Below are 24,129 nucleotides of genomic sequence, written 5' to 3'. Positions count from 1 at the left end.
ACCATGATTAAAAAATCACTAACATGACGATTGCCCCGCTGCCCACTCTCGGGTAAAGTCGCACCCCTTTATTTGGCCTGGGGGGCAATTATGTTCATTGGTTTTGACTACGGCACAGCAAACTGCTCAGTTGCCGTGATGCGGGATGATGCTCCCAACTTACTGGCACTGGAAAATAATGACGTCTATCTGCCCTCCATGTTGTGTGCGCCAACACGGGAAGCGGTCAGTGAATGCCTGCACCGCCACTGGCAGGTACCCACTGGTAGCGACGAAAATCAGCAGCTATTACGCCGGGCCATGGCATTCAATCGCGAAGAGGATATTCCGGTTGCCGCCGACAGTCTGACATTTGGCCTGTCTGCCCTCGCCCACTATATCGAAGACCCTGAAGACGTATACTTTGTAAAATCACCTAAATCCTTCCTAGGTGCCAATGGGCTGAAACCTCAGCAATTGGCGCTGTTTGAGGATTTGGTCTGCGCCATGATGTTCCATATCAAACGTCAGGCAGAATCCGTACTGGCATCAGAAATTAGTCAGGCCGTAATTGGTCGTCCAGTCAACTTCCAAGGCTCTGGCGGTGAGGATGCTAATCGCCAGGCAGAAGGGATTTTACGGCGCGCCGCCCAACGCGCCGGTTTTCGCGATATTGCTTTCCAGTTTGAACCGGTCGCGGCAGGGCTAGATTTTGAAGCGACGCTGACAGAAGAAAAAACCGTACTAGTGGTGGATATCGGTGGTGGTACCACTGACTGTTCGGTGCTATTGATGGGGCCTAAATGGCAGGGGCTGGCAGACCGTCAACAAAGCCTGCTGGGTCACAGTGGTTGTCGCGTTGGTGGTAACGATCTGGATATTATGCTCGCCTTTAAACAACTGATGCCGCTGTTTGGCATGGGGGGCGAAACCGAAAAAGGGATTGCTCTGCCGTCACTGCCCTATTGGAATGCCGTTGCGACTAACGATGTTCCGGCACAGAGCGATTTCTACAGCACGGTTAACGGCCGCTTCCTGCGTGATTTGATTCGTGACGCGGCCAATCCACAGCAAGTAGAGCGCCTGCTGAAAGTGTATCAACAGCGCCTGAGTTATCGTTTAGTTCGGGCGGCGGAAGAGAGCAAAATCGCGCTATCCGAACAAGTACAAGTAGCGACTGCACTGAATTTTGTCGAGCCAGAGTTAGGCCAGACTATCAACCAGCAACAGCTTGCTGAAGCCATATCTCAGCCACTACAACGGATTCAGGAACAAGTCAGTTTGGCATTATCCACCAGCCAGATCACTCCAGATGTCATTTATCTGACAGGCGGCAGTGCTCGCTCCCCGTTATTGCGAACCGCCCTGCAACAGCAACTACCGGGTATCCCGTTGGTGGGTGGCAATGACTTCGGCTCAGTGACCGCCGGTTTGGCCCGTTGGGCGCAGACCCTGTATCGTTAATGCTATTTTGATTACCCACTGCGCAGTGGGTAATCAAGAAACAGATCACATCACTTAATCGAATATCAACCGCAGCCAAACCCTATCAGTTTTGAATCCTAAAATTATAAAAACCAAAATCCCACATACCCTGACACTACTTCCATATTTCCTCCATTTTTATCCGGTAAATCCCCGCTAAACTAGTAACATATCAATACCCAATTGATTGCATCTATGTGCGCATAACAAAATAAACAAAAAGGACTCCCGCCATCATGAAAGCTCAATCCAAACGCACTTCCAGAGTACTGATGTTACTCGGGGCGGTGGTGGCGATTACTGTTGCTATATTTGCCTGGCGCTATTTTAGCGCGGCCACCAACAACACCGCGCCAGGTGCGCAGCACACCGCTGGCGGGACGACAACAGCCCGCGCCGGTGGCCGACGTAATATGCCCATGTCGCCGGTACAGGCGGCCACCGCCACCGAACAAGCCGTACCCCGTTATCTTACCGGCCTAGGTACCGTGATTGCCGCCAATACCGTCACCGTGACCAGCCGGGTCGATGGCCAATTAATGGCAATCCACTTTACTGAAGGGCAACAGGTCAACGCCGGTGACTTACTGGTGGAGATCGACCCACGCCCTTATCAGGTACAACTGACCCAAGCACAGGGCCAACTGGCAAAAGATCAGGCCACGCTGGACAATGCCCGCCGTGATTTAGCCCGCTACCAAAAATTGGTGAAAACCGGGGTCATTTCACAACAAGAGCTCGATACTCAAGCCTCGTTAGTGCGCCAAAGTGAAGGCAGTGTTAAAGCCGATCAAGGCGCTATTGACAGTGCCAAACTGCAACTGACTTATAGTCGAATTACCGCCCCAATATCTGGCAAAGTGGGCCTAAAACAGGTCGATGTCGGTAATTACATTACCAGCGGTACCACAGCCCCCATAGTGGTGATCACTCAGACACATCCGGTTGATGTGGTCTTTACGCTGCCAGAAAGCGATATCCCCGCTATCATGCAAGCGCAGAAAAATGCGGCCAAAAATAACACTACCGTGCCAGTAGAAGCTTGGGATCGCACCAATAAACAGCGACTGGCGCAGGGCTATTTGCTCAGTATTGATAACCAAATTGATACCACCACCGGCACCATTAAGCTGAAAGCACGCTTTGCCAATAACGATGACATCCTGTTCCCCAACCAGTTTGTCAACGCCCGTATCAAAGTCGATTTATTGCAAAATGCTGTGGTGGTGCCAACCGCCGCCGTACAAATGGGTAACGAAGGGAGCTTTGTCTGGACCCTAAATGATGAAAATAAAGTCAGTAAGCATCTGGTCACTACCGGTATTCAAGACAGCAAACAAGTGGTTATTAGCGCCGGCCTGAATGCGGGTCAACGCGTGGTCACTGACGGTATTGATCGCCTGACCGAAGGCTTACAGGTCGAAGTGGTAACACCACGGGCCGCAGCAGCAAACCAAACGGGTGTCGCAGAGAAAGCAGCCACGGAGGATAAAGCCACACATCGGGGCAGAAGAGCGACGAGTAACACTGTTCCTGCGGAGAAATCCTGATGCAAGTGATGCCTCCAACACCTGGTGGCGGGCCGTCACGGCTGTTTATCCTGCGCCCGGTTGCCACCACATTATTTATGATTGCCATTCTGCTGGCCGGGATTCTCGGTTACCGCGCGCTGCCGGTTTCTGCCCTGCCGGAGGTTGATTACCCGACGATTCAGGTCGTGACACTCTATCCTGGGGCCAGCCCGGATGTGGTGACATCATCCATTACCGCGCCGCTGGAGCGCCAGTTTGGCCAAATGTCCGGCCTCAAGCAGATGGCATCACAAAGTTCGGGTGGTGCGTCAGTGATTACGCTGCAATTCCAGCTTACTTTGCCACTGGATGTAGCAGAGCAAGAGGTGCAGGCTGCCATTAACTCCGCCACCAATCTACTGCCCAATGATCTGCCTTACCCCCCGATTTACAGCAAAGTGAATCCGGCTGATCCGCCGATTATGACCTTAGCCGTGACCTCCACTGCCATCCCGATGACGCAAGTAGAAGATATGGTCGAAACCCGGATTGCGCAGAAAATATCGCAAGTCACCGGGGTCGGTCTGGTCACTATTTCCGGCGGACAGCGCCCCGCCGTGCGGGTGAAACTGAATGCCCCGGCGGTCGCCGCATTGGGGCTGGACAGCGAAACCATTCGTACTGCCATCAGCAATGCTAACGTCAATTCTGCCAAGGGTAGCCTCGATGGCCCCACCCGTTCGGTGACATTGTCGGCTAATGACCAAATGAAATCTGCCGAGGATTACCGTGATCTGATCATTGCATACCAAAATGGAGCGCCGATCCGCTTGCAGGATGTCGCTACCATTGAGCAGGGCGCGGAAAATAACAAACTGGCTGCGTGGGCCAATACCCAGCAGGCGATTGTGTTGAATATCCAGCGCCAGCCGGGGGTCAACGTCATTGCCACCGCGGACAGTATTCGCGAGATGCTGCCGGAGTTGATCAAAAGCTTGCCCAAGTCGGTTGATGTCAAGGTACTAACCGATCGCACTACCACCATCCGCGCCTCCGTCAGTGACGTGCAGTTTGAGTTATTGCTCGCCATTGTGCTGGTGGTGATGGTGATTTATCTGTTTCTGCGCAATGCCGCAGCCACCATTATCCCCAGTGTCGCAGTACCGCTGTCACTGATCGGGACCTTTGCGGCGATGTATTTTCTCGGGTTTTCAATCAATAACCTGACGTTAATGGCGCTGACCATTGCCACGGGCTTTGTGGTCGATGACGCCATCGTAGTGATAGAGAATATCTCCCGTTATATCGAAAAAGGCGAGAGACCGCTGGATGCGGCGCTGAAAGGGGCCGGAGAGATTGGCTTTACCATTATTTCACTCACCTTCTCATTAATTGCAGTGTTGATTCCGTTGCTATTTATGGGCGATATCGTGGGCCGGCTGTTCCGCGAATTTGCCGTAACACTGGCGGTGGCGATCCTGATTTCAGCGGTAGTTTCGCTGACTCTGACCCCAATGATGTGCGCGCGGATGCTCAGTTATGAGTCACTGCGTAAGCAAAACCGCCTGTCACGCGCCAGTGAGAAGTTCTTTAACTGGGTGATCGCCCATTATGCCGTGGCACTAAAAAAAGTGCTTAATCATCAATGGATAACCTTGGGTGTAGCGGTGAGCACACTGGTCCTGACGGTGCTGCTTTACTTGCTGATGCCGAAAGGTTTCTTCCCGTTGCAAGACAATGGTCTGATTCAAGGAACCCTGGAAGCACCGCAATCCGTTTCATTCAGTAATATGGCGGAACGCCAGCAACAAGTGGCCGCCATTATCCTTAAAGATCCAGCGGTAGAAAGCCTGACCTCATTTGTCGGCGTTGACGGTACCAATGCCACGCTGAACAATGGCCGGTTGCAGATTAACCTTAAACCACTCAACAGCCGTGACGATCGCATCCCACAGATCATTACCCGCTTACAGGAAAGCGTTACCGGCGTCCCAGGGATTAAACTTTACTTACAGCCGGTACAAGATCTGACCATTGATACGCAACTGAGCCGGACACAATATCAGTTCACCCTGCAAGCCACGACACTTGAGGAGTTGAGTACTTGGGTACCGAAGCTGGTTAGTCAGTTGCAGCAACAAGCTCCCTTCCAGGATGTCACCAGTGATTGGCAGGACCGAGGATTGGTGGCGTTTGTTAATGTCGATCGCGATAGCGCCAGCCGTTTAGGTATCACGATGGCAGCTATCGACAGCGCACTATATAACGCCTTTGGTCAACGCCTGATTTCCACCATTTATACCCAAGCCAACCAATACCGCGTGGTGCTAGAACATGACGTGCAGGCCACGCCGGGCTTGGCGGCGTTTAACGATATCCGCCTGACCGGCAGCGACGGTAAAGGGGTGCCGCTGAGCAGTATTGCCACCATTGAGGAGCGCTTCGGGCCATTATCGATTAACCATTTGAATCAATTCCCGTCAGCCACTATCTCCTTCAATCTGGCACCGGGATATTCCTTGGGTGAGGGGGTAAACGCGGTGACACAAGCTGAGCAGGCAATTCAGCTACCGGCGGATATCACCACCCGCTTCCAAGGCTCTACGCTGGCATTTCAGGCCGCACTCGGTAGCACGCTGTGGCTGATTATCGCCGCGATTGTGGCGATGTATATCGTGCTCGGCGTGTTATATGAAAGTTTTATTCATCCGGTCACTATCTTGTCAACTCTGCCCACCGCCGGTGTCGGTGCCTTGCTGGCGCTGATGCTGACCGGCAATGAGCTGGATGTGATTGCCATTATCGGCATTATTCTGCTGATCGGAATTGTAAAGAAGAATGCCATCATGATGATCGACTTTGCACTGGCCGCAGAGCGGGATCAGGGGATGACCCCGTATGATGCTATCTATCAGGCGTGCTTGTTACGTTTCCGACCGATTCTGATGACCACATTGGCCGCGCTGTTTGGTGCATTGCCATTAATGCTCAGTACCGGGGCCGGGGCCGAGCTACGCCAACCGCTGGGTGTGTGTATGGTCGGCGGGCTGATTGTCAGTCAGGTACTAACCCTGTTTACCACTCCGGTTATCTATCTGTTGTTCGATAAACTGGCACGCAACTCCCATGGCAAAAATCGCTATCGCCATCAGGATACTGACACACCTGAATTACCCCATGGACAGGAGCAGCCGTGAAATTCTTCGCTCTGTTCATCCATCGCCCGGTGGCTACCACCCTGCTGACACTGGCTATCACCCTCAGCGGAATTATCGGTTTTAGCTTATTGCCGGTATCACCGCTGCCGCAGGTGGATTATCCGGTGATTTCGGTGAGTGCATCGATGCCTGGGGCCGATCCTGAGACCATGGCGTCCTCAATTGCCACACCGCTGGAACGCGCACTGGGCAGAATTGCGGGCGTCAATGAAATGACCTCTACCAGTTCATTGGGCAGCACGCGGATCATTCTGCAATTCTCCCTCAATCGAGATATCAACGGTGCGGCCCGTGATGTGCAGGCAGCGCTTAATGCCGCGCAAAGCTTGCTACCCACCGGCATGCCAAACCGCCCGACCTATCGTAAGATGAACCCGTCGGATGCGCCCATCATGATAATGACGCTGACCTCGGATACCTTTACCCAAGGTCAGTTGTATGATTTTGCCTCTACCAAATTGGCGCAGAAAATTGCTCAAACCGAGGGGGTCAGTGATGTCTCGGTGGGAGGCAGTTCCCTGCCTGCGGTGCGGGTTGAATTGAATCCTGGGGCGCTGTTTAACCAAGGCGTTTCGCTGGATGCGGTGCGACAAGCAATCAGCGCCGCCAACGTTCGCCGCCCACAAGGTGCTATCGATTCCAGCCAACAGCACTGGCAGGTGCAGGCCAATGATGAGATCAAAACCGCAGAGGGTTATCGCCCACTGGTGATTCATTACAACAATGGTTCAGCGGTACGGCTACAGGATGTCGCCACGGTGGTGGACTCAGTGCAAGATGTGCGTAACGCCGGGATGTCCGATGGTAAACCGGCGGTACTGTTAGTAATCAGCCGCGAGCCGGGGGCAAATATTATCGCCACCGTCGACCGGATTCGAGCAGAACTTCCGGCCCTGCGTGCCTCGATCCCCGCCTCAATTCAGTTGACTATTGCACAAGATCGCTCGCCGACCATTCGTGCTTCGTTAGATGAAGTGGAGCGCTCATTGATGATAGCCGTAGCTTTGGTGATTCTGGTGGTATTCCTGTTTCTGCGCTCCGGCCGTGCCACGCTTATTCCCGCGGTTGCCGTGCCGGTTTCGTTGATCGGAACATTTACCGCTATGTATCTGTGCGGTTTTAGCCTGAATAACTTGTCATTGATGGCATTGACCATCGCCACCGGCTTCGTAGTTGATGATGCCATTGTGGTGCTGGAGAATATTTCCCGCCATCTGGAAGCGGGGGTAAAACCAATGGCCGCCGCCCTGCGCGGGGTGCGCGAAGTGGGCTTTACCGTGTTGTCGATGAGTATTTCGCTGGTGGCCGTATTTATTCCACTGCTGCTGATGGAAGGGTTACCGGGCCGTTTATTCCGCGAATTTGCCATAACACTGTCGGTGGCTATCGGCATCTCACTGGTCATTTCCCTCACCTTGACGCCAATGATGTGCGCCCATTTGCTACGATCACACCCGGTTGGTCAGCAACCCCGGATTCGCGGGTTTGGTAAAATGCTGCTGTCTATTCAGCAAGGTTATGGTCGCTCACTCAATTGGGTACTGGGTCATACACGTTGGGTGATGGTGGTGCTGCTTTCCACTATCGCGCTCAATGTTTGGCTCTATATCAGTATCCCGAAAACCTTTTTCCCCGAGCAGGATACTGGCCGGATGATGGGTTTTATTCAAGCTGATCAAAGTATTTCGTTTCAGTCGATGCAGCAGAAGCTGAAGGATTTCATGAAGATAGTCAACGATGATCCGGCGGTCGACAATGTCACCGGCTTCACCGGTGGCTCACGCACGAATAGCGGGTCGATGTTTATCTCGCTCAAACCCTTGAGTGAGCGCAGTGAGAGCGCTCAGCAAATTATCACTCGTCTGCGTGCCAAACTAGCCAAAGAACCGGGGGCGAGCCTGTTCCTTGCACCGGTGCAGGACATTCGCGTCGGTGGCCGTCAAGCCAACGCCAGTTATCAATTTACGCTGTTAGCAGACGATTTAGCCGCACTACGTGAATGGGAACCCAAAGTCCGCGCCGCGCTGGCTAAATTGCCGGAGCTGGCAGATGTTAACTCTGACCAGCAGGATAAAGGCTCGGAGATGGCACTGACTTACGATCGCGAGACCATGGCGCGCTTGGGGATTGATGTGTCCACAGCCAATGCCCTGTTAAACAACGCCTTTGGTCAACGGCAGATCTCCACCATTTATCAACCGTTGAACCAATACAAAGTGGTGATGGAAGTTGCCCCCCAATACACTCAGGATGTCAGTTCGCTCGATAAGATGTTTGTGATTAATAGCAGCGGTCAGTCAATTCCATTGTCTTATTTCGCCAAGTGGCAACCGGCCAATGCACCACTGTCGGTTAATCATCAAGGCTTATCCGCCGCCTCGACCATCTCATTTAACTTACCGGAAGGCGGAAGTTTATCTGAAGCAACCGCCGCCGTTGAGCGGGTAATGACGGAACTTGGGGTGCCTGCCACCGTGCGCGGCACCTTTACTGGTACCGCGCAGGTATTCCAGGAAACACTGAAATCGCAGTTGTGGCTGATTATGGCCGCTATCGCTACGGTGTATATCGTGCTCGGGATGTTGTATGAGAGCTATATTCATCCACTGACCATTCTGTCCACACTGCCCTCTGCTGGGGTGGGCGCGCTACTGGCGCTAGAACTGTTCGACGCCCCCTTTAGCCTGATCGCACTTATTGGCATTATGCTATTGATTGGTATCGTGAAAAAGAACGCCATTATGATGGTGGACTTTGCCCTCGACGCGCAACGTAATGGCAATCTCAGCGCCCGCGATGCTATTTTTCAGGCCAGTTTATTGCGCTTTCGGCCGATTCTAATGACCACATTGGCCGCCTTGTTCGGGGCGCTGCCACTGGTGCTAAGCAGTGGTGATGGGGCAGAGTTACGTCAACCACTGGGGATAACCATTGTCGGTGGGCTGGTAATGAGCCAACTGCTAACGCTGTATACCACACCGGTGGTTTACCTCTATTTTGACCGATTACGCAGCCGCTTTAGTAAGCAGCCGCTAATGAAGCTGGAATAGCCTATGGCGATATACCCAGGCGGCAAGCGAGAGAGTCCCGATGAGCTGACTTATATTTTAAGGTCAAAACCCGTAAGTGATTCGGGTAAGCGAATGCAGTCAACACAGCAGCAGGTTGAAAGATGACGGGTATACGCTGGCAACTGTGGATCGTTGCCTTCGGTTTCTTTATGCAGACGCTGGATACCACCATCGTCAATACCGCCCTGCCCTCGATTGCGGCCAGTTTGGGTGAAAACCCATTGCGTATGCAATCGGTCATTGTGTCGTATGTGTTGACGGTGGCTGTGATGCTGCCCGCTAGCGGGTGGTTGGCTGATCGTGTCGGGGTTAAGTGGGTATTTTTCTCAGCAATCATTCTGTTTACCCTTGGTTCACTGATGTGCGCGCAATCTGAAACCCTGAATGAGCTTATCGCCTCTCGCGTGATTCAAGGGGTCGGTGGCGCAATGATGGTACCCGTGGGCCGCCTGACGGTGATGAAGATCGTGCCACGCGAACAATATATGTCGGCGATGGCCTTTGTCACCCTACCCGGCCAGATTGGGCCATTGGTTGGCCCGGCGCTGGGGGGATTTCTGGTGGAATACGCCAGTTGGCACTGGATCTTCTTGATCAACCTGCCAGTGGGGGTGATTGGCGCGTTAGCTACTCTGATGCTGATGCCTAACTACACCATGCGTACCCGTCGCTTTGATATCAGCGGCTTTATCATGCTGGCTATCGGCATGGCAACCCTAACACTGGCGTTAGATGGCCATAAAGGGCTGGGTTTGTCACCGCTGGCAATTGCGGGTTTAGTCTTGTCTGGGATGTTGGCTCTGGCCGGATATTGGTGGCATGCCCGAGGTAATAACGCTGCGCTATTTTCACTGCGATTGTTCAAAAACAAATCCTATGCCCTTGGCCTGACTGCAAGTATGACTGCGCGCATTGGCAGTGGCATGCTGCCCTTTATGACCCCGGTTTTCCTGCAAATCGGGCTGGGATTCACGCCGTTCCATGCAGGTTTAATGATGATCCCGATGATTATCGGCAGTATGGGCATGAAGCGAATTATCGTGCAGGTGGTTAACCGCTTCGGCTACCGGCAAGTGTTGGTCAGCGCGACATTGCTGCTGGCGGTGGTTAGTCTGAGCTTCCCACTGGTGGCACTGATGGGCTGGCTATGGCTACTGCCGGTGGTGCTATTTTTCCAGGGAATGGTTAACGCACTGCGCTTCTCCACCATGAATACCTTAACCCTGAAAGATTTACCAAACCGCCTTGCCAGTAGCGGCAATAGCTTGCTGTCGATGGTGATGCAACTCTCCATGAGTCTGGGGGTCAGCACCGCCGGGATATTATTGGGCGTGTTTGCGCATAATCAGGTGGTAACCAATACCTCGGCCACCCACAGCGCGTTCTTGTACAGCTATATGTGCATGGCCATTATCATTGCTCTGCCCGCCCTGATATTTAATCGCGTGCCACCGGATACCGGCACCAATCGTAATCTGGCCCGCCAACCCATTAAACCAGCCAACCGATAGAACAGGTGAAAACACAATGAGAATCGGCATTACCGGAAAACTGTTTATGGCGATATTTGCTACCTGCATGCTGGTGTTGATCACGATGCACTGGGGGGTTAGAGCCAGCTTCGAGCGCGGTTTCATTGATTACATCAAACAGAGCAATGAACAACGTATCGCCATGTTGGGAGACGCGCTTGAGGTGCAATATCAGCGTTACGGTAACTGGGATTTCCTGCGTAATAATGATCAGGTGATTTATCAGATCATGCGCTCTTTCGAGCAGAGCAGTGATAACAGCCGCAATCTGCCGCCACGAGGCTGGCGCGCTCAGTTCTGGGTGGTCGATAATCACAATAATCTACTGGCCGGGCACACCGGTCAGGTGCCGAAAGAAGCTAGCCGTCGCGCCATCAAGGTGAATAAAAACGTGGTGGGCTGGGTGATGTCGACTCCCCCCGAAAAACTGACGCGTAATGCAGATATTAACTTTGACCAGCAACAGCGCCGCACCAGTTGGATTATTGTCGGCTTATCAACCCTGCTGGCGGCAGCGGTGACCTGGGTTTTATCGCGCGGGATGTTAGCACCGGTAAAACGGTTAGTGGAAGGCACTCACCGCTTAGCTGCCGGTGATTTCAGCACTCGAGTGGCGGTCAGTAGCCGTGACGAACTGGGCCGTTTGGCACAAGACTTTAACCAACTTGCCAGTTCGTTGGAGAAAAACGAGCAAATGCGGCGCGACTTTATGGCCGATGTCTCGCATGAATTACGCACGCCACTGGCGGTACTGCGCGGCGAGTTGGAGGCGCTACAGGATCGTGTGCGGCAACCAACACCTGAATCCTTGATCTCACTGCAAGCCGAGGTAGGAATTCTGACCAAACTGGTCAACGACCTGCATCAGTTATCGCTCTCAGATCGTGGTGCACTGGCCTACCGTAAAACCCAACTGGATGCCGTGCGTCTGTTACAAATCGCTATCGCCAGCTTCCATGGCCGTTTCCAAAGTAAAAATATCACCATTACTGCCCATCTGCCTGAACAGGCAATAATGTTCGGCGACCCCGACCGATTGAATCAGCTATTTCATAATTTACTGGAAAACAGTCTGCGTTATACCAATGAAGGCGGGCAGCTTGAGATTATCGCACTGCCAGAAGAAGAAACATTAACCCTACACTGGCAGGACAGTAAACCGGGCCTTAGTGATGAACAGCTGCAACGTATTTTTGAGCGTTTTTATCGCACCGAAAGCTCACGTAACCGCGCAAGCGGCGGCTCAGGACTAGGGCTGGCGATATGCCACAATATTGTCGAGGCCCACGGTGGCAAAATCAGCGCCGAACATTCACCTTTGGGTGGCCTGCGGATTACGGTAGTATTTCCGCTATTCCATTCCATAGGGTAATTCATTGTAATGCACGAGCCGCTTCAGTCTGCCAGCCAATCTGGCTCCGTATTGATTGTTGAAGATGAACCGAAGCTCGGCCAGTTATTGGTCGATTACCTACAGGCTGCGGGTTATCAGACCCAATGGCTCACCAGGGGTGACGAGGTAGTGGCGGCAGTCCGTCAGTCGCCACCGGCCATTATTTTGCTGGATTTAATGTTACCCGGTAGCGATGGCATTACCATTTGCCGAGAAATTCGCCGTTTCTCTGATGTGCCGATTATGATGGTGACGGCAAAAACCGAAGAGATTGATCGATTACTGGGGCTGGAGATCGGTGCTGACGACTATATCTGCAAACCCTATAGCCCGCGGGAAGTGGTGGCGCGGGTCAAAACCATTCTGCGCCGCTGCCGACCGCTACCGCAGCAGCCAAGTGATACGGTGCCACTGCTGATTGATGAATCCCGCTTTCAGGCCAGTTATCTGGGCCATCAGTTGGAATTGACCCCGGCAGAATTTCGTCTGCTGAAAATACTGGCAACTCAACCAGGCCATGTGTTTAGCCGTGAGCAACTGCTGAATAATCTGTATGACGATTACCGCGTAGTGACGGATCGCACTATCGATAGCCATATCAAAAATCTCCGGCGCAAGCTGGAATCACTCGATGGCAAGAAGCCATTTATCCGTGCAGTGTACGGTATGGGGTATCGCTGGGAAGCAGAGATCTGTCGTTTACTGTAATGCCGTCTTTGCCAAAGGTGCGTTATGTTGGTGGTGCATAGCGCATTGACCTGACATCCGGTCAACGTTGACTACACTCATTAGAGGTATCACAACCAACAGGAGAACCACTATGATCATGGGTCACTATGAGCTTAATAAGGCAAAGAATGGGCAGCACTATTTCAATCTAAAAGCCAGCAATGGCGAAACTATTCTCTCCAGTGAGATGTACGCCAGTAAGGCTTCGGCTGAAAACGGCATATCATCAGTGCAGAGTAACTCGCCACTGGAAAGCCAATATGAGCTGAAGCACAACGTCAAAAATGAACCTTATTTCGTTTTGAAAGCGAAAAACCATCAGGTTATTGGCGTCAGTGAATCCTACAGTTCTGACGCTGCTGCCAAAAAAGGCATTGCCTCCGTAATAAAAAATGGCCCGACCACCATAATTAAAGATCTGACGCTGTAATTTTTATTTATCTGATAGTGCTATTTTACCTACATTCGTTGCTTAAAGGTACCCGCGCGGGGCGAGTGACCGCGCATCTCATTTCAAACGCTCCTGATCTTCGGTTACCGCTGCAAACTCTTTCGCCAGCATTTTTTTCAATACTTGCTGGTTACGTGGCAATAAACCTATTTTCAAACCAAAAGGCCGAAAAACACGCCCAAGCACAGATAACGTCTGGCCCCCTTTATCAGTTTCAATATCAGACAGAGTACGTCGGCTGATATTAACCAAAGATGAAAACTCGTCCTGAGACATGGTTAGCATCTCTTTTCTAAGTTTGCGCAGTAATTCCCCTGTAGATATCTGTTCACTAAATAGCTGGCTTAGTAACATCAGTAACAAGTTCTCACGCTCTTGCGGTGAAAGTTTCACTTTCATAAATGTGCCCAGCGTTGTAATTTTTCATCCAAATAATCAAAAGCCATTCCCGGCATATTAAGAATGCTGTCCGGTACTCCTCGCATTTTAAGACGAACCTTCAAACCTATTAGATTTTCAGCCACTTGCTGGAATGCCAAAAAGACACTGTCAGGGTCAGCAAGATCAGATAACTCAGTAATAATACCCTTCCAGTCGAAATTCCCTCCCTCTTCATAAGGCGACCCCCATTGAGTCACTCTGGGAATACCTTCAGGATCTGCTTTCATCGGGGCAAAATCATAGATAGGCGAGAGCCAGATCCCCTCAGGCCGTTTAATTAATGCAGTATTGCGGCCATGATTGTCAGAATTACCAAAAGCGACGTTTAATAAATCTCGCTTAATCATTTCAATAACGAGAGCTTCAACATTTAAAGGCCGACCTAATTCATTAACTTGATACTGAGAAGTCAGTTTTTTTACTAAAGTTCGGATTACCTCAAAATGATTTAAATAGCTACCCGAAGCAACATCCATAACTGAATAAAGTGACTCCAGACCATATTGAACTCGCTTATTCTCAATTGAATCAATATCAAAGCGAGGTAACCATAAAGAAGGATAATTATCTCCCTCTATCAGCCTCATCTTTTCAGTCTTTATCGTATCGATACCAATGCTTGCCAGTTCCTGATAAAAGTGATACTCAGCACGTAAAATATCGCAATCAATAGTGCTACGCTTCCCTCTTGGGAATTTAATTAAATAATGAGTATCTTGGTTACTGATGCCATCCTGGAAAGTATCAATCCAGATTTCATCATTATCTGAACAACATAATAGTAGCTTCGGCGCTTCGCCACCGGCCCCTGTCGCCCCCCCTGCCGAGGCCCCTCTTTGCTGCGCATATTCCAAAAAAGATGAGTCACGCTCAACTACGTCCTGCAATGTAAAGCGGATATGGTTTAACTGGCTATCAGGATGTAACTCAGGTATTGCATCTTTTATTCGCATATTGCCAACAGGGGCGATAGTGCCCGTTTTCAGCAAAATATAATCCTGCTCGCTCGCTGACATTGATTGCAGACCAAGTTGGTTAACCCAATAGCGGCGGCTTGCGCCTGCGGGCATTATATCGTCAATAAAAGCAAACCAATGCTTAGACGAATAGGTGTGAGCTAATTCAACCGGTAAATTTATGCTACAACTGAATTCATCATCACGATACATCCACTCAATAGCATAATCGCCGTCATAGCCTAGCACTGCCGCGCCTTGCCTTCCACGAGCCGGCTCTGTAAAAGTCAGTTCAGCAGCATCATGCCAAAGGCCGTGATTGAAGATCTGTATCGTTAGTTTAGCCACAAACACCTCTTGAGCAAAAAACTGCTCATATAAAGAATAAATCAGTATTTATGTGCAAAATATTACTCAAAGAAAATCATTTAGTCAAAAAATGAGCAAAAAATCGCTCAATTAACGAATTTTTCCTTTATGCTCCAAGACATTAAAATCCGCTTAAACTGATCCAGATCATTTAAACCCTACAAAAATTGTGCGATGGCTGATTTTCCTGATTGGCAAGGTTACAATCCCCGGCTTTTAACCACCCCTTCGGGCGTGGTTCTGACTTGAACTCAGACTGAGAGCCACTTATATGTCTTCATCTATTCCTTTTACCCCGGAATTATTATCGCCTGCCGGTACCCTTAAAAACATGCGTTATGCCTTTGCTTATGGGGCAGATGCGGTTTACGCCGGCCAACCACGTTATAGCCTACGGGTGCGTAATAATGAATTTAATCACGAGAACCTGGCATTAGGTATTCAGGAAGCGCATGTCCTCGGTAAGCGCTTCTATGTGGTCGTAAATATTGCCCCCCACAACTCCAAACTGAAAACCTTTCTGCGTGATTTAAAACCGGTGATCGATATGGGGCCGGATGCACTGATTATGTCGGATCCCGGCTTGATCATGATGGTACGTGAGGCATTCCCGCAGATGGATATTCATCTGTCAGTACAAGCTAACGCCGTCAACTGGGCTACCGTCAAATTTTGGCAACAGATGGGGTTGACCCGCGTTATTCTCTCCCGCGAGTTATCACTGGAAGAAATTGCAGAAATACGCGCACAAGTTCCTGATATGGAACTGGAGATTTTTGTCCACGGCGCACTGTGCATGGCCTATTCCGGCCGTTGCCTACTATCTGGTTATATCAATAAACGCGACCCGAACCAGGGAACCTGCACCAATGCCTGCCGCTGGGAATATAATGTTCAGGAAGGCAAAGAAGATGAAATCGGCAACATCGTGCATATTCACCAACCGATTGCGGTAAAGAATATCGAGCCAACACTGGGTATCGGTGCACCAACCGATAAAGTGTTTATGATTGAGGAAGCACAGCGCCCTGGTGAGTACATGACCGCCACCGAAGATGAGCACGGCACTTACATCATGAACTCAAAAGACCTACGCGCTATTCAACATGTGGAACGCCTGACGCAATTAGGTGTGCATTCACTGAAAATTGAGGGTCGGACTAAATCCTTCTACTATTGCGCGCGTACCGCACAGGTTTACCGCCGTGCTATCGATGATGCCGTTGCGGGTAAACCTTTTGATCCAACCTTGTTGACCACACTGGAAGGCTTGGCTCACCGGGGTTATACCGAAGGCTTCCTGCGCCGTCATGTGCATGAAGAGCAACAAACTTACGATTACGGCTATTCAGTTTCTGAACGCCAGCAATTTGTCGGTGAGTTTACCGGAGTGCGTCGTGACGGCTTGGCTGAAGTGGTGGTCAAAAACAAATTCTCGGTTGGTGATAGTGTTGAGCTGATGACGCCAAACGGCAATATCCAGTTTATTCTCGACAGCATGCAAGATAAAAAAGGTCAGCCGGCAGATATTGCACCGGGTAATGGTCATATCATGTATTTGCCCATCCCCGCGGACATTAACGTGGAATATGGCTTACTGGTACGTAATCTAAATGGGACAAATAGCCGAAATCCCCATGAAAAAGCGTAACGTAAAGCGATAAAAAAATAATGCCATCGCCAAGATGGCATTTTTAGCAAATATTAGAAATGGATCACATCAATTATAATTACGCTGGGGTAGCATAGCTCGAGTACAATCAAGAACTAAAAAAGTTTTACAGCAAGACTAGGAACCACCTCCTTGGCTAGCCCAATCTCCCTTGGGCTGGCCTTTTCTTTTTTATGGCCCTATCCATCTGATTACTATTAATTTTTCCTAAATTTTATTATTAATGATTCTTGTTAAGCTATTAACTAATAATAAGAAAGCCTGTTTTATGAATAACCTCACCATCAAATAATAATTATCTCCGTTAAATAAATATCCCAACAAAAATAAAACCTCTTTTTATTAAACTTAAAGATAATTGATATTTGCAATATTGTCGGAATAATCTCATATAGCTAAAGAAGCCAAACCCACTACCAGCAAGTGATTCGAGCTGCATTTATGCTAGCCCCTCACTAATCCTGATGAGCTTACGCAGTCAGGTGATTCGGGTGACAAATCTGTCAGGAGCAGATTTGAACGCCGCTAACCCCGCTGCAAGTTCAAGTAAGAAGGGGATAGGTAAATTAAACAGCTATGGGTTACTGTTACTCCTATCGCAGAAACGATTGGAGCACGTTATGACCTCAATGCCACGTACCCTTCTCATCTTGAACGGTAAGGAATCGGGTAATCTTGAAGTTCGCAATGCCGTCAAGAACTTGCGTGATGAAGGCATTATGCTTCATGTTCGAGTCACTTGGGAACACGGGGATGCGAAGCGTTATGTTGGCGAAGCTGCCGGTCTGGGGGTCGATACGGTAATTGCAGGCGGGGGAGATGGCACTATTAATGAAGTCGCCAGTGCGCTGATGGCCCTGCCCTCCTACAATCGCCCCAATTTAGGTATTGTGCCCTTAGGTACAGCCAACGATTTTGCCACCAGTTGTAACATTCCCCTGCACATAGAAAATGCATTTCAATTGGCAGTCAAAGGCCGGGCGGTCACCATTGATATCGCGCGAGTAAATAGCGAGCACTACTTTATCAATATGGCGACCGGTGGCTTTGGCACTCGCATTACCACTGAGACACCGGAAAAACTCAAAGCCGTACTGGGTGGGGCTTCATACTTTATTCATGGCCTGATGCGCATGGATGCGATTAAAGCAGACAGTTGTGAAATACATGGGCCGGATTTCGAATGGGCGGGTGATGCACTGGTAATAGGTATCGGCAACGGTCGGCAAGCCGGTGGTGGACAGCCTCTCTGCCCCGATGCACTGATTAATGATGGCTTGCTGCAATTGCGGTTGCTGACCGCAGAAGAATTACTTCCTGCCCTACTGACCAGCGTGTTCAGTGGTGAGAAAAATAAAAATGTAGTGGAGGCTACCTTGCCTTGGCTGGAAATCACAGCCCCCCATGACATCACTTTTAATCTGGATGGCGAACCACTGGCAGGCAAGCATTTCCGTATCGAAATAATCCCCAATGCGATTGGCTGCCGTCTGCCGCCAAATTGTGAACTGCTGGGCTAAATATCAATCTGTGGGCTATCTTCGGTTAGCCCATGATTCTTCTAGATTTTATTACCCTTATCGCTCTGCCTAACTCAACGTTGACCTGGCTTTAGCTCGAGTTAACGCATTTTCTTACGCAAAAACCTTTCATTTCAAACCTATTTTCTTTTACATTTAATTTTCACTTTGAAAGGTTTTACTTTCAAAGTGTGATCCATATGCAATAAATAGATCTAAAAAATGATTATGGTAGTTCACATGGCGACAGACAAGATGCTGAAGTCCATTCTGGAACCTCAGTATTTTGAATACCGCTTTATCACGCGGTTCCTGAAGTTTCTTTTCAAAACAAAAGTTTATAAAAACAGCCATAACCTCGATTACAGGAGAAAAAAATGATTGAACTCATAACCCATGGAGCCGAGTGGTTTATCGGACTCTTCCAAAAAGGGGGCGAAGTTTTTGTTGGCATGGTCACCGGGATCTTACCTTTATTAATCAGTTTGTTAGTAATCATGAATGCACTGATCAAGTTTGTTGGTCAGGATAGGATTGAACGATTGGCTCAACGCTGTGCCGGTAACCCTGTTTCCCGTTACCTGTTGCTGCCGCTGATCGGTACCTTTGTATTTTGTAACCCGATGACCTTAAGTCTCGGGCGTTTTATGCCAGAAAAATATAAACCAAGTTATTACGCGGCCGCCTCTTACAGTTGCCACTCAATGAATGGTTTGTTCCCACACATTAACCCAGGTGAGTTGTTCGTGTTCTTAGGTATTGCCAGTGGTTTAACCACACTGGGCTTACCCCTCGGCCCGCTGGCTGTTAGCTACTTCCTGGTTGGGTTGTTCACCAACTTCTTCCGTGGCTGGGTTACCGATCTGACGACCTCCATCTTTGAACGCAAAATGGGCATCCGTCTGGACCGTAACGTACAACTTTAATATGTAAATTAAATACATACTGTGTGGAGCAGAGCATGAGTGAATTCATCAGGATTGAAAAAGGCGAAGGCGGCTGGGGTGGCCCATTAGTGTTGCCAATCGTACCGGGTAAGAAAATTGTCTATATCACCGCGGGTACCCGCCCGGCCATTATTGACCGTATCAGTGAACTGACTGGCTGGGAAGCGGTGGATGGGTTCAAAGAAGGTGAACCACCAGCCGAAGAGATCGCCGTGGCGATTATTGACTGTGGTGGCACCCTGCGCTGTGGCCTGTATCCGAAACGCCGTATTCCAACCGTTAATATCCATTCAACCGGTCAATCCGGGCCGATGGCGCAATACATACTGGAAGATATTTATGTTTCCGGTGTGCGTGAAAAAAATATCCATAAAGTCAGTGGAACCGATCACGCCACCGCAACGGCTGCACCAGCAGAACCGGCAACCGCAACCGCAACCGCAAGCAAAGCTGGCCGTGATTACGATACCAGCAAGAAAATTACCGAACAAAGTGACGGGTTACTGGCGAAAGTCGGGATGGGGATGGGGTCTGTTGTGGCGGTATTCTTCCAGTCAGGCCGCGACACCATCGATACCGTACTGAAAACTATCCTACCGTTTATGGCCTTCGTTTCGGCGTTAATCGGCATCATTATGGCATCCGGTTTGGGCGACTTTATCGCTCACGGCTTAACACCGCTGGCCAGCAGCCCGATAGGCTTAGTGCTCTTGGCACTGATCTGCTCCTTCCCGCTGTTGTCACCGTTCTTAGGCCCAGGGGCCGTTATCGCACAAGTTATCGGCGTATTGGTTGGGGTACAAATTGGTTTGGGGAATATTCCACCGCAATTAGCCCTGCCAGCGTTATTTGCAATTAATGCCCAAGCAGCATGTGACTTTATCCCAGTAGGTCTGTCTCTGGCCGAAGCGAAACAAGATACCGTTCGTGTCGGTGTCCCTTCGGTTCTGGTTGGCCGTTTCCTTACCGGAGCGCCAACAGTATTGATTGCCTGGGCAGCATCAGCCTTTATCTATCAGTAAGCACTAAATACAAAATTATCTGTAATACATTCAACGGTTAAGGATGTACGTATGAATACTATTTATCAGACAACTATTACCAATATCGGCGACAGCGCCCGCGAGGCGCTGCTTGATGACATGCTTATCACCTTCCGCGAAGGGGCACCCAAAGATATTGAAGAGTTCTGTTTTATCCATCAGCACAGCGACACCGATGGAGAGCTACAGGCTGGCAACATTATGGAACTGGCTGATCTGCGCTATGTCATCACCGCAGTTGGCGAGGTGGCAACTCAGAACCTGCGTGAATTGGGTCATGTCACCATTCGTTTTAATGGTGATAAGCAACCTGAGTTCCCCGGTTCTATCCATGTAATAGGGCCAACACCCGATGATATTCCTATCGGTAGCTCACTGAAATTTATTCGTTAATTTATTCATTTATACCCGATGTCATTAGCATCGCAGTTAACCCTGCGACAACTTCAAGTACTAAGGGTATTAGCCGAAGTAATTGGAATTGCAAAGGAAGTAGACGAACAAATCCCGATGAGCTGACTCTCGTCAGTGATTCGGGTGAGTGAGTTCGACTAACACCGCTGCAGTTTCAAGTACCAAGGATAATTTTGGAGGTAGTTATGTCACAAGTAGCAGTAGTTATTGGCGGTGGACAAACATTGGGCGCATTCTTGTGTCATGGTCTTGCCGAAGCAGGGTATAAAGTTGCAGTTGCTGATTTAAATTCAGATAACGCACAGTTAGTCGCTGATCAGATTAATGCCGAATACGGCGCAGATAGCGCCCGTGGTTTTCAGGTTGATGCCACCAATGAAAGCAGCGTGCAGATGCTGGCAAAAGCAGTAGATCAAAGTTTCCATCAAACTAACCTGCTCGTTTACAGCGCAGGCATTGCCAAGGCCGCACCGATTACTGATTTCCCACTGGATGATTTTGACCGCTCACTACAGGTCAATCTGGTCGGTTACTTCTTATGTGCTCGTGAATTCTCTCGCCTGATGATCCGTGATGGCGTTGCCGGGCGAATTATCCAGATCAACTCCAAATCAGGTAAAGTGGGCAGTAAACACAACTCGGGTTACAGTGCTGCCAAGTTTGGTGGCGTTGGTTTGACCCAATCATTGGCTCTGGACTTGGCTGACTACGGTATCACTGTGCATTCCTTGATGTTAGGCAATCTGTTGAAATCACCGATGTTCCAATCTCTTTTACCGCAGTACGCTGCAAAGTTGGGTATTCAACCGGAAGAAGTTGAAAAATACTACACCGATAAAGTGCCACTAAAACGGGGTTGTGATTATCAGGATGTGCTTAACATGCTGTTGTTCTACGCTAGCGATAAAGCCGCCTATTGCACCGGACAATCAATTAATATTACCGGTGGTCAGGTGATGTTTTAAGTTTGATGTTGTCTGAAAAAACAGTTTGTCATCCCAGCAAGCGAAGGGGACTGTTTCTAGCGGTCTCACAGAGGCGAGGCCCAAGGATGGGCCAAGCAACGAACGCAGCTAACACTGCTGCAACGTCAAGTAAGAAGGATAAAAATATGTCTCCAACATCAGCACTGATCACTATTGTTATCATCGCCTGGGTGCTGCAAATCATGCTTGGCTGGTGGCAAATCAATCGGTTTAACCGTGCTTTTGATCGCCTGTGTCAGCACAGTAAATCAGTTGGTGTTGGCCGATCTGGTGGGCGCTTTAAGCCCCGCGTGGTAATGGCGCTGGCTTTCGATGAGAATATGCGGGTCAGTGACAGCATGATCATGCGTGGCATTAGCGTTTTCGCCCGCCCACGCCCATTACCTCAGCTTCATGGCTTACATCAGCAGGATTTAATCCCGGATGTGATCTTCCCTACGGATAAAGCATGTCAAACTGCACTATTATTAGCGATTAAACCGAAATCATGATATTTTCACAATGAAAGCTATTCTTTTTCATGTGAAAGTTATGCCTGAAAAAGAGGCAATGGAAATACTTGAGCGGGGATCGTTATGAAGCCAAAGCAGCGACAGGTTGCAATACTGGAATATCTCCAACAACACGGAAAGACGGCCGTCGATCAACTCGCCGCACATTTTTCAACCACCGGTACCACAATTCGTAAGGATTTAACCAGTCTTGAAAATGAAGGGGCGGTTATCCGTACCTACGGTGGGGTTGTATTAAATCGTGATGATATAGAACAACCCATTGACCGTAAAACTCACATTAATACCGATAAGAAAAAGCAAATTGCTCAAGCTGCCAGCAAACTGATTAAAGACGGTGATAGCCTGGTTTTTGATGCCGGTAGTACCGTGTTGCAAATGGTTCCCCACCTGACAAAGTTCAACAATATCACGGTGATGACCAACAGCCTGCATATCGTCAATGAACTGGTTGAGCTGGATAACGATCAAACTATCTTGATGCCGGGTGGCACTTACCGTAAAGGTTCAGCCTCTTTTCATGGTAGTCTGGCAGAATCTGCATTTGATAATTTTAGTTTCGATCAACTGTTTATCGGTGCAGATGGTGTCGATCTGAAAGCAGGTGTCACCACGTTTAACGAAGTTTATCATGTTAGTACGGCGATGTGCCGTGCCGCTAGCCGCATTATTTTGCTGGTCGATTCCTCCAAATTTGGCCGTAAAAGCCCAAATGTAGTGTGCCCGTTAAGTGCCGTTGATATCCTGATTACAGATAAAGGTATTAGCCCAGAATATTTGCAAGCGCTACAGGACATGGGCATTAACATCATTCTGGTTGATAAAAATGACTAATCCATTGATTACCTATGCCCGTGAAACACTGGAAATTGAACTGACAGAAGCGCATAAGCTGCTGTCACGTTTAGATGATAATTTTATCCGCGCCTGTGAGTTATTATTAGCCTGCACCGGTAAGGCTGTAGTTTCAGGGATTGGCAAATCTGGCCATATTGGTAAAAAGATTGCCGCATCACTGGCCAGCACTGGCACCCCCTCCTTCTTTGTACATCCGGCGGAAGCATTGCACGGCGATTTGGGCATGATTGGCCCTCAGGATGTGGTGATTTTTATCTCCTACTCAGGGCGCGCCAAAGAACTGGACCTGATTCTGCCCTTGTTGGCGGATAGCCAGATCCCCGTGATTGCCATCACTGGCGGCAAAGAGTCCCCGCTGGCGCTGGGTGCTGCCTGTGTATTGGATATCAGTGTCGAACACGAAGCTTGCCCGATGGGATTGGCTCCTACCTCCAGCGCGGTTAATACCCTGATGATGGGGGACGCTCTGGCAATGGCATTAATGCGCCATCGCGGTTTCGGTGCAGAAGATTTTGCCCGCTCACATCCTGGCGGCAGCTTGGGCGCAAGGCTACTTAATCGAGTCCATCACTTAATGAGAACCGGTGATCGCCTGCCGATGGTGAATGAATCCGACAGTGTAATGGAAGCCATGTTAGAACTGAGCCGTACAGGACTAGGGCTGGTGGCTGTATGTGATCCGGAGCAACGGGTTGTGGGGGTATTCACTGACGGTGATTTACGCCGCTGGCTGGTAAAAGGTGGCACCTTACAGCAACCCTTAGAAAATGCCATCACACGGCCAGGCTACCGATTACCTGAGCAATGGCGCGCAGGAGAAGCGCTGGAGGCACTGCATCAGCACCATCTCAGTGCCGCACCGGTGGTAAATCTGGATGGAAAACTGGTCGGAGCCATTAATCTGCACGACCTGCATCAAGCTGGCGTTGGTTGATATCCCCGTCATCGTTCAAGTTGTAGCTGTGTTGGTTGCATTCACGATTCAGGCCTCGCTGCTGCGAGGCCGCTGCAACCAGCATTCAAATCCGCCAGTGACATCTTC

General features: G+C 49.8%; 19 protein-coding genes. 17 read left to right on the top strand and 2 right to left on the bottom strand.

What is annotated here, in order from left to right:
- Positions 1–90 precede the first annotated feature (90 nt).
- The 8 genes from yegD to V2A84_RS02355 all read left to right on the top strand — a co-directional run bounded on the left by yegD (position 91) and on the right by V2A84_RS02355 (position 13,348).
- Positions 91–1,443: a molecular chaperone gene (gene yegD, locus V2A84_RS02390; protein WP_420073061.1), complete on the top strand. Its 1,353-nt coding sequence runs from the start codon at positions 91–93 to the stop codon at positions 1,441–1,443.
- 257 nt (positions 1,444–1,700) lie between these two features.
- Entirely contained in the window at positions 1,701–3,014 is a 1,314-nt protein-coding gene (locus tag V2A84_RS02385) for an MdtA/MuxA family multidrug efflux RND transporter periplasmic adaptor subunit (RefSeq protein ID WP_420073062.1), read from the top strand.
- Positions 3,014–6,172: an MdtB/MuxB family multidrug efflux RND transporter permease subunit gene (locus tag V2A84_RS02380; RefSeq protein ID WP_083163259.1), complete on the top strand. Its 3,159-nt coding sequence runs from the start codon at positions 3,014–3,016 to the stop codon at positions 6,170–6,172. Before V2A84_RS02385 ends, V2A84_RS02380 begins: the two co-directional genes overlap by 1 nt.
- Positions 6,169–9,243 (top strand): multidrug efflux RND transporter permease subunit MdtC, encoded by a 3,075-nt coding sequence (mdtC, locus tag V2A84_RS02375; protein WP_442848567.1) that lies wholly within the window; start codon positions 6,169–6,171, stop codon positions 9,241–9,243. Before V2A84_RS02380 ends, mdtC begins: the two co-directional genes overlap by 4 nt.
- Positions 9,244–9,365: 122 nt before the next feature.
- A complete protein-coding gene (locus V2A84_RS02370) occupies positions 9,366–10,775 on the top strand; it encodes an MFS transporter (RefSeq protein WP_083163255.1) in 1,410 nt (469 codons plus the stop codon).
- A 16-nt stretch (positions 10,776–10,791) separates the two neighbouring features.
- Positions 10,792–12,168: a two-component system sensor histidine kinase BaeS gene (gene baeS, locus V2A84_RS02365; RefSeq protein ID WP_442848566.1), complete on the top strand. Its 1,377-nt coding sequence runs from the start codon at positions 10,792–10,794 to the stop codon at positions 12,166–12,168.
- Between the two features lie 9 nt (positions 12,169–12,177).
- Positions 12,178–12,897, top strand: a complete 720-nt coding sequence (gene baeR / locus V2A84_RS02360; RefSeq protein WP_083163251.1) for a two-component system response regulator BaeR — start codon at positions 12,178–12,180, stop codon at positions 12,895–12,897.
- A gap of 112 nt (positions 12,898–13,009) precedes the next feature.
- The gene (locus tag V2A84_RS02355; protein ID WP_442847628.1) at positions 13,010–13,348 is read left to right on the top strand and encodes a YegP family protein; all 339 of its coding nucleotides are present in this window, start codon (positions 13,010–13,012) and stop codon (positions 13,346–13,348) included.
- A gap of 78 nt (positions 13,349–13,426) precedes the next feature.
- On the opposite strand, the gene V2A84_RS02350 is transcribed toward V2A84_RS02355, so the two are convergent.
- Together V2A84_RS02350 and V2A84_RS02345 are read right to left on the bottom strand one after the other, a co-directional pair.
- Positions 13,427–13,768 (bottom strand): helix-turn-helix transcriptional regulator, encoded by a 342-nt coding sequence (locus V2A84_RS02350; protein WP_050084756.1) that lies wholly within the window; start codon positions 13,766–13,768, stop codon positions 13,427–13,429.
- The gene (locus tag V2A84_RS02345) at positions 13,765–15,114 is read right to left on the bottom strand and encodes a type II toxin-antitoxin system HipA family toxin (protein WP_372569457.1); all 1,350 of its coding nucleotides are present in this window, start codon (positions 15,112–15,114) and stop codon (positions 13,765–13,767) included. The genes V2A84_RS02350 and V2A84_RS02345 overlap by 4 nt, the downstream gene beginning before the upstream one ends.
- 292 nt (positions 15,115–15,406) lie before the next feature.
- Between V2A84_RS02345 and trhP the strand changes: the two genes are divergently transcribed.
- The 9 genes from trhP (at position 15,407) to gutQ (ending at position 24,021) form a co-directional block, all read left to right on the top strand.
- Positions 15,407–16,786, top strand: a complete 1,380-nt coding sequence (gene trhP, locus V2A84_RS02340; RefSeq protein ID WP_083163244.1) for a prephenate-dependent tRNA uridine(34) hydroxylase TrhP — start codon at positions 15,407–15,409, stop codon at positions 16,784–16,786.
- A 650-nt stretch (positions 16,787–17,436) separates the two neighbouring features.
- A complete protein-coding gene (gene yegS, locus V2A84_RS02335) occupies positions 17,437–18,327 on the top strand; it encodes a lipid kinase YegS (RefSeq protein WP_083164140.1) in 891 nt (296 codons plus the stop codon).
- Positions 18,328–18,704: 377 nt separating this feature from the next.
- Positions 18,705–19,253, top strand: coding sequence for a PTS glucitol/sorbitol transporter subunit IIC (gene srlA, locus V2A84_RS02330; protein ID WP_004877312.1), 549 nt, complete (start codon positions 18,705–18,707; stop codon positions 19,251–19,253).
- 35 nt (positions 19,254–19,288) lie between these two features.
- Positions 19,289–20,296, top strand: coding sequence for a PTS glucitol/sorbitol transporter subunit IIB (gene srlE / locus V2A84_RS02325; protein WP_442848565.1), 1,008 nt, complete (start codon positions 19,289–19,291; stop codon positions 20,294–20,296).
- Positions 20,297–20,347: 51 nt separating this feature from the next.
- Positions 20,348–20,710, top strand: a complete 363-nt coding sequence (gene srlB, locus V2A84_RS02320) for a PTS glucitol/sorbitol transporter subunit IIA (protein WP_083163238.1) — start codon at positions 20,348–20,350, stop codon at positions 20,708–20,710.
- 206 nt (positions 20,711–20,916) lie between these two features.
- Positions 20,917–21,696, top strand: coding sequence for a sorbitol-6-phosphate dehydrogenase (srlD, locus tag V2A84_RS02315; RefSeq protein ID WP_083163236.1), 780 nt, complete (start codon positions 20,917–20,919; stop codon positions 21,694–21,696).
- Positions 21,697–21,842: 146 nt separating this feature from the next.
- Positions 21,843–22,208 (top strand): transcriptional regulator GutM, encoded by a 366-nt coding sequence (gene gutM, locus V2A84_RS02310; protein WP_083163234.1) that lies wholly within the window; start codon positions 21,843–21,845, stop codon positions 22,206–22,208.
- Positions 22,209–22,292: 84 nt separating this feature from the next.
- Positions 22,293–23,063 (top strand): glucitol operon DNA-binding transcriptional repressor SrlR, encoded by a 771-nt coding sequence (gene srlR, locus V2A84_RS02305; RefSeq protein ID WP_083163232.1) that lies wholly within the window; start codon positions 22,293–22,295, stop codon positions 23,061–23,063.
- Positions 23,056–24,021: an arabinose-5-phosphate isomerase GutQ gene (gene gutQ, locus V2A84_RS02300; RefSeq protein ID WP_083163230.1), complete on the top strand. Its 966-nt coding sequence runs from the start codon at positions 23,056–23,058 to the stop codon at positions 24,019–24,021. The genes srlR and gutQ overlap by 8 nt, the downstream gene beginning before the upstream one ends.
- Positions 24,022–24,129 lie beyond the last annotated feature (108 nt).

It is taken from the genome of Yersinia sp. 2553 StPb PI (assembly GCF_052217105.1).
Taxonomy (GTDB): Bacteria; Pseudomonadota; Gammaproteobacteria; order Enterobacterales; family Enterobacteriaceae; genus Yersinia; species Yersinia enterocolitica_E.
The sequence above is the reverse complement of the archived record's forward strand: the minus strand, read 5'-3'. Positions and strand labels throughout refer to the sequence as shown.

What these genes read in the sequence shown, in the direction of transcription:
- srlR (WP_083163232.1), top strand. Translation starts at nt 22,293, where the DNA reads ATGAAGCCAAAGCAGCGACAGGTTGCAATACTGGAATATCTCCAACAA.
- yegS (WP_083164140.1), top strand. Translation starts at nt 17,437, where the DNA reads ATGCCACGTACCCTTCTCATCTTGAACGGTAAGGAATCGGGTAATCTT.
- baeR (WP_083163251.1), top strand. Translation starts at nt 12,178, where the DNA reads ATGCACGAGCCGCTTCAGTCTGCCAGCCAATCTGGCTCCGTATTGATT.
- V2A84_RS02380 (WP_083163259.1), top strand. Translation starts at nt 3,014, where the DNA reads ATGCAAGTGATGCCTCCAACACCTGGTGGCGGGCCGTCACGGCTGTTT.
- yegD (WP_420073061.1), top strand. Translation starts at nt 91, where the DNA reads ATGTTCATTGGTTTTGACTACGGCACAGCAAACTGCTCAGTTGCCGTG.
- srlA (WP_004877312.1), top strand. Translation starts at nt 18,705, where the DNA reads ATGATTGAACTCATAACCCATGGAGCCGAGTGGTTTATCGGACTCTTC.
- srlB (WP_083163238.1), top strand. Translation starts at nt 20,348, where the DNA reads ATGAATACTATTTATCAGACAACTATTACCAATATCGGCGACAGCGCC.
- trhP (WP_083163244.1), top strand. Translation starts at nt 15,407, where the DNA reads ATGTCTTCATCTATTCCTTTTACCCCGGAATTATTATCGCCTGCCGGT.
- baeS (WP_442848566.1), top strand. Translation starts at nt 10,792, where the DNA reads ATGAGAATCGGCATTACCGGAAAACTGTTTATGGCGATATTTGCTACC.
- srlE (WP_442848565.1), top strand. Translation starts at nt 19,289, where the DNA reads ATGAGTGAATTCATCAGGATTGAAAAAGGCGAAGGCGGCTGGGGTGGC.
- gutM (WP_083163234.1), top strand. Translation starts at nt 21,843, where the DNA reads ATGTCTCCAACATCAGCACTGATCACTATTGTTATCATCGCCTGGGTG.
- gutQ (WP_083163230.1), top strand. Translation starts at nt 23,056, where the DNA reads ATGACTAATCCATTGATTACCTATGCCCGTGAAACACTGGAAATTGAA.
- V2A84_RS02350 (WP_050084756.1), bottom strand. Translation starts at nt 13,768, where the DNA reads ATGAAAGTGAAACTTTCACCGCAAGAGCGTGAGAACTTGTTACTGATG.
- V2A84_RS02385 (WP_420073062.1), top strand. Translation starts at nt 1,701, where the DNA reads ATGAAAGCTCAATCCAAACGCACTTCCAGAGTACTGATGTTACTCGGG.
- V2A84_RS02355 (WP_442847628.1), top strand. Translation starts at nt 13,010, where the DNA reads ATGATCATGGGTCACTATGAGCTTAATAAGGCAAAGAATGGGCAGCAC.
- srlD (WP_083163236.1), top strand. Translation starts at nt 20,917, where the DNA reads ATGTCACAAGTAGCAGTAGTTATTGGCGGTGGACAAACATTGGGCGCA.
- V2A84_RS02370 (WP_083163255.1), top strand. Translation starts at nt 9,366, where the DNA reads ATGACGGGTATACGCTGGCAACTGTGGATCGTTGCCTTCGGTTTCTTT.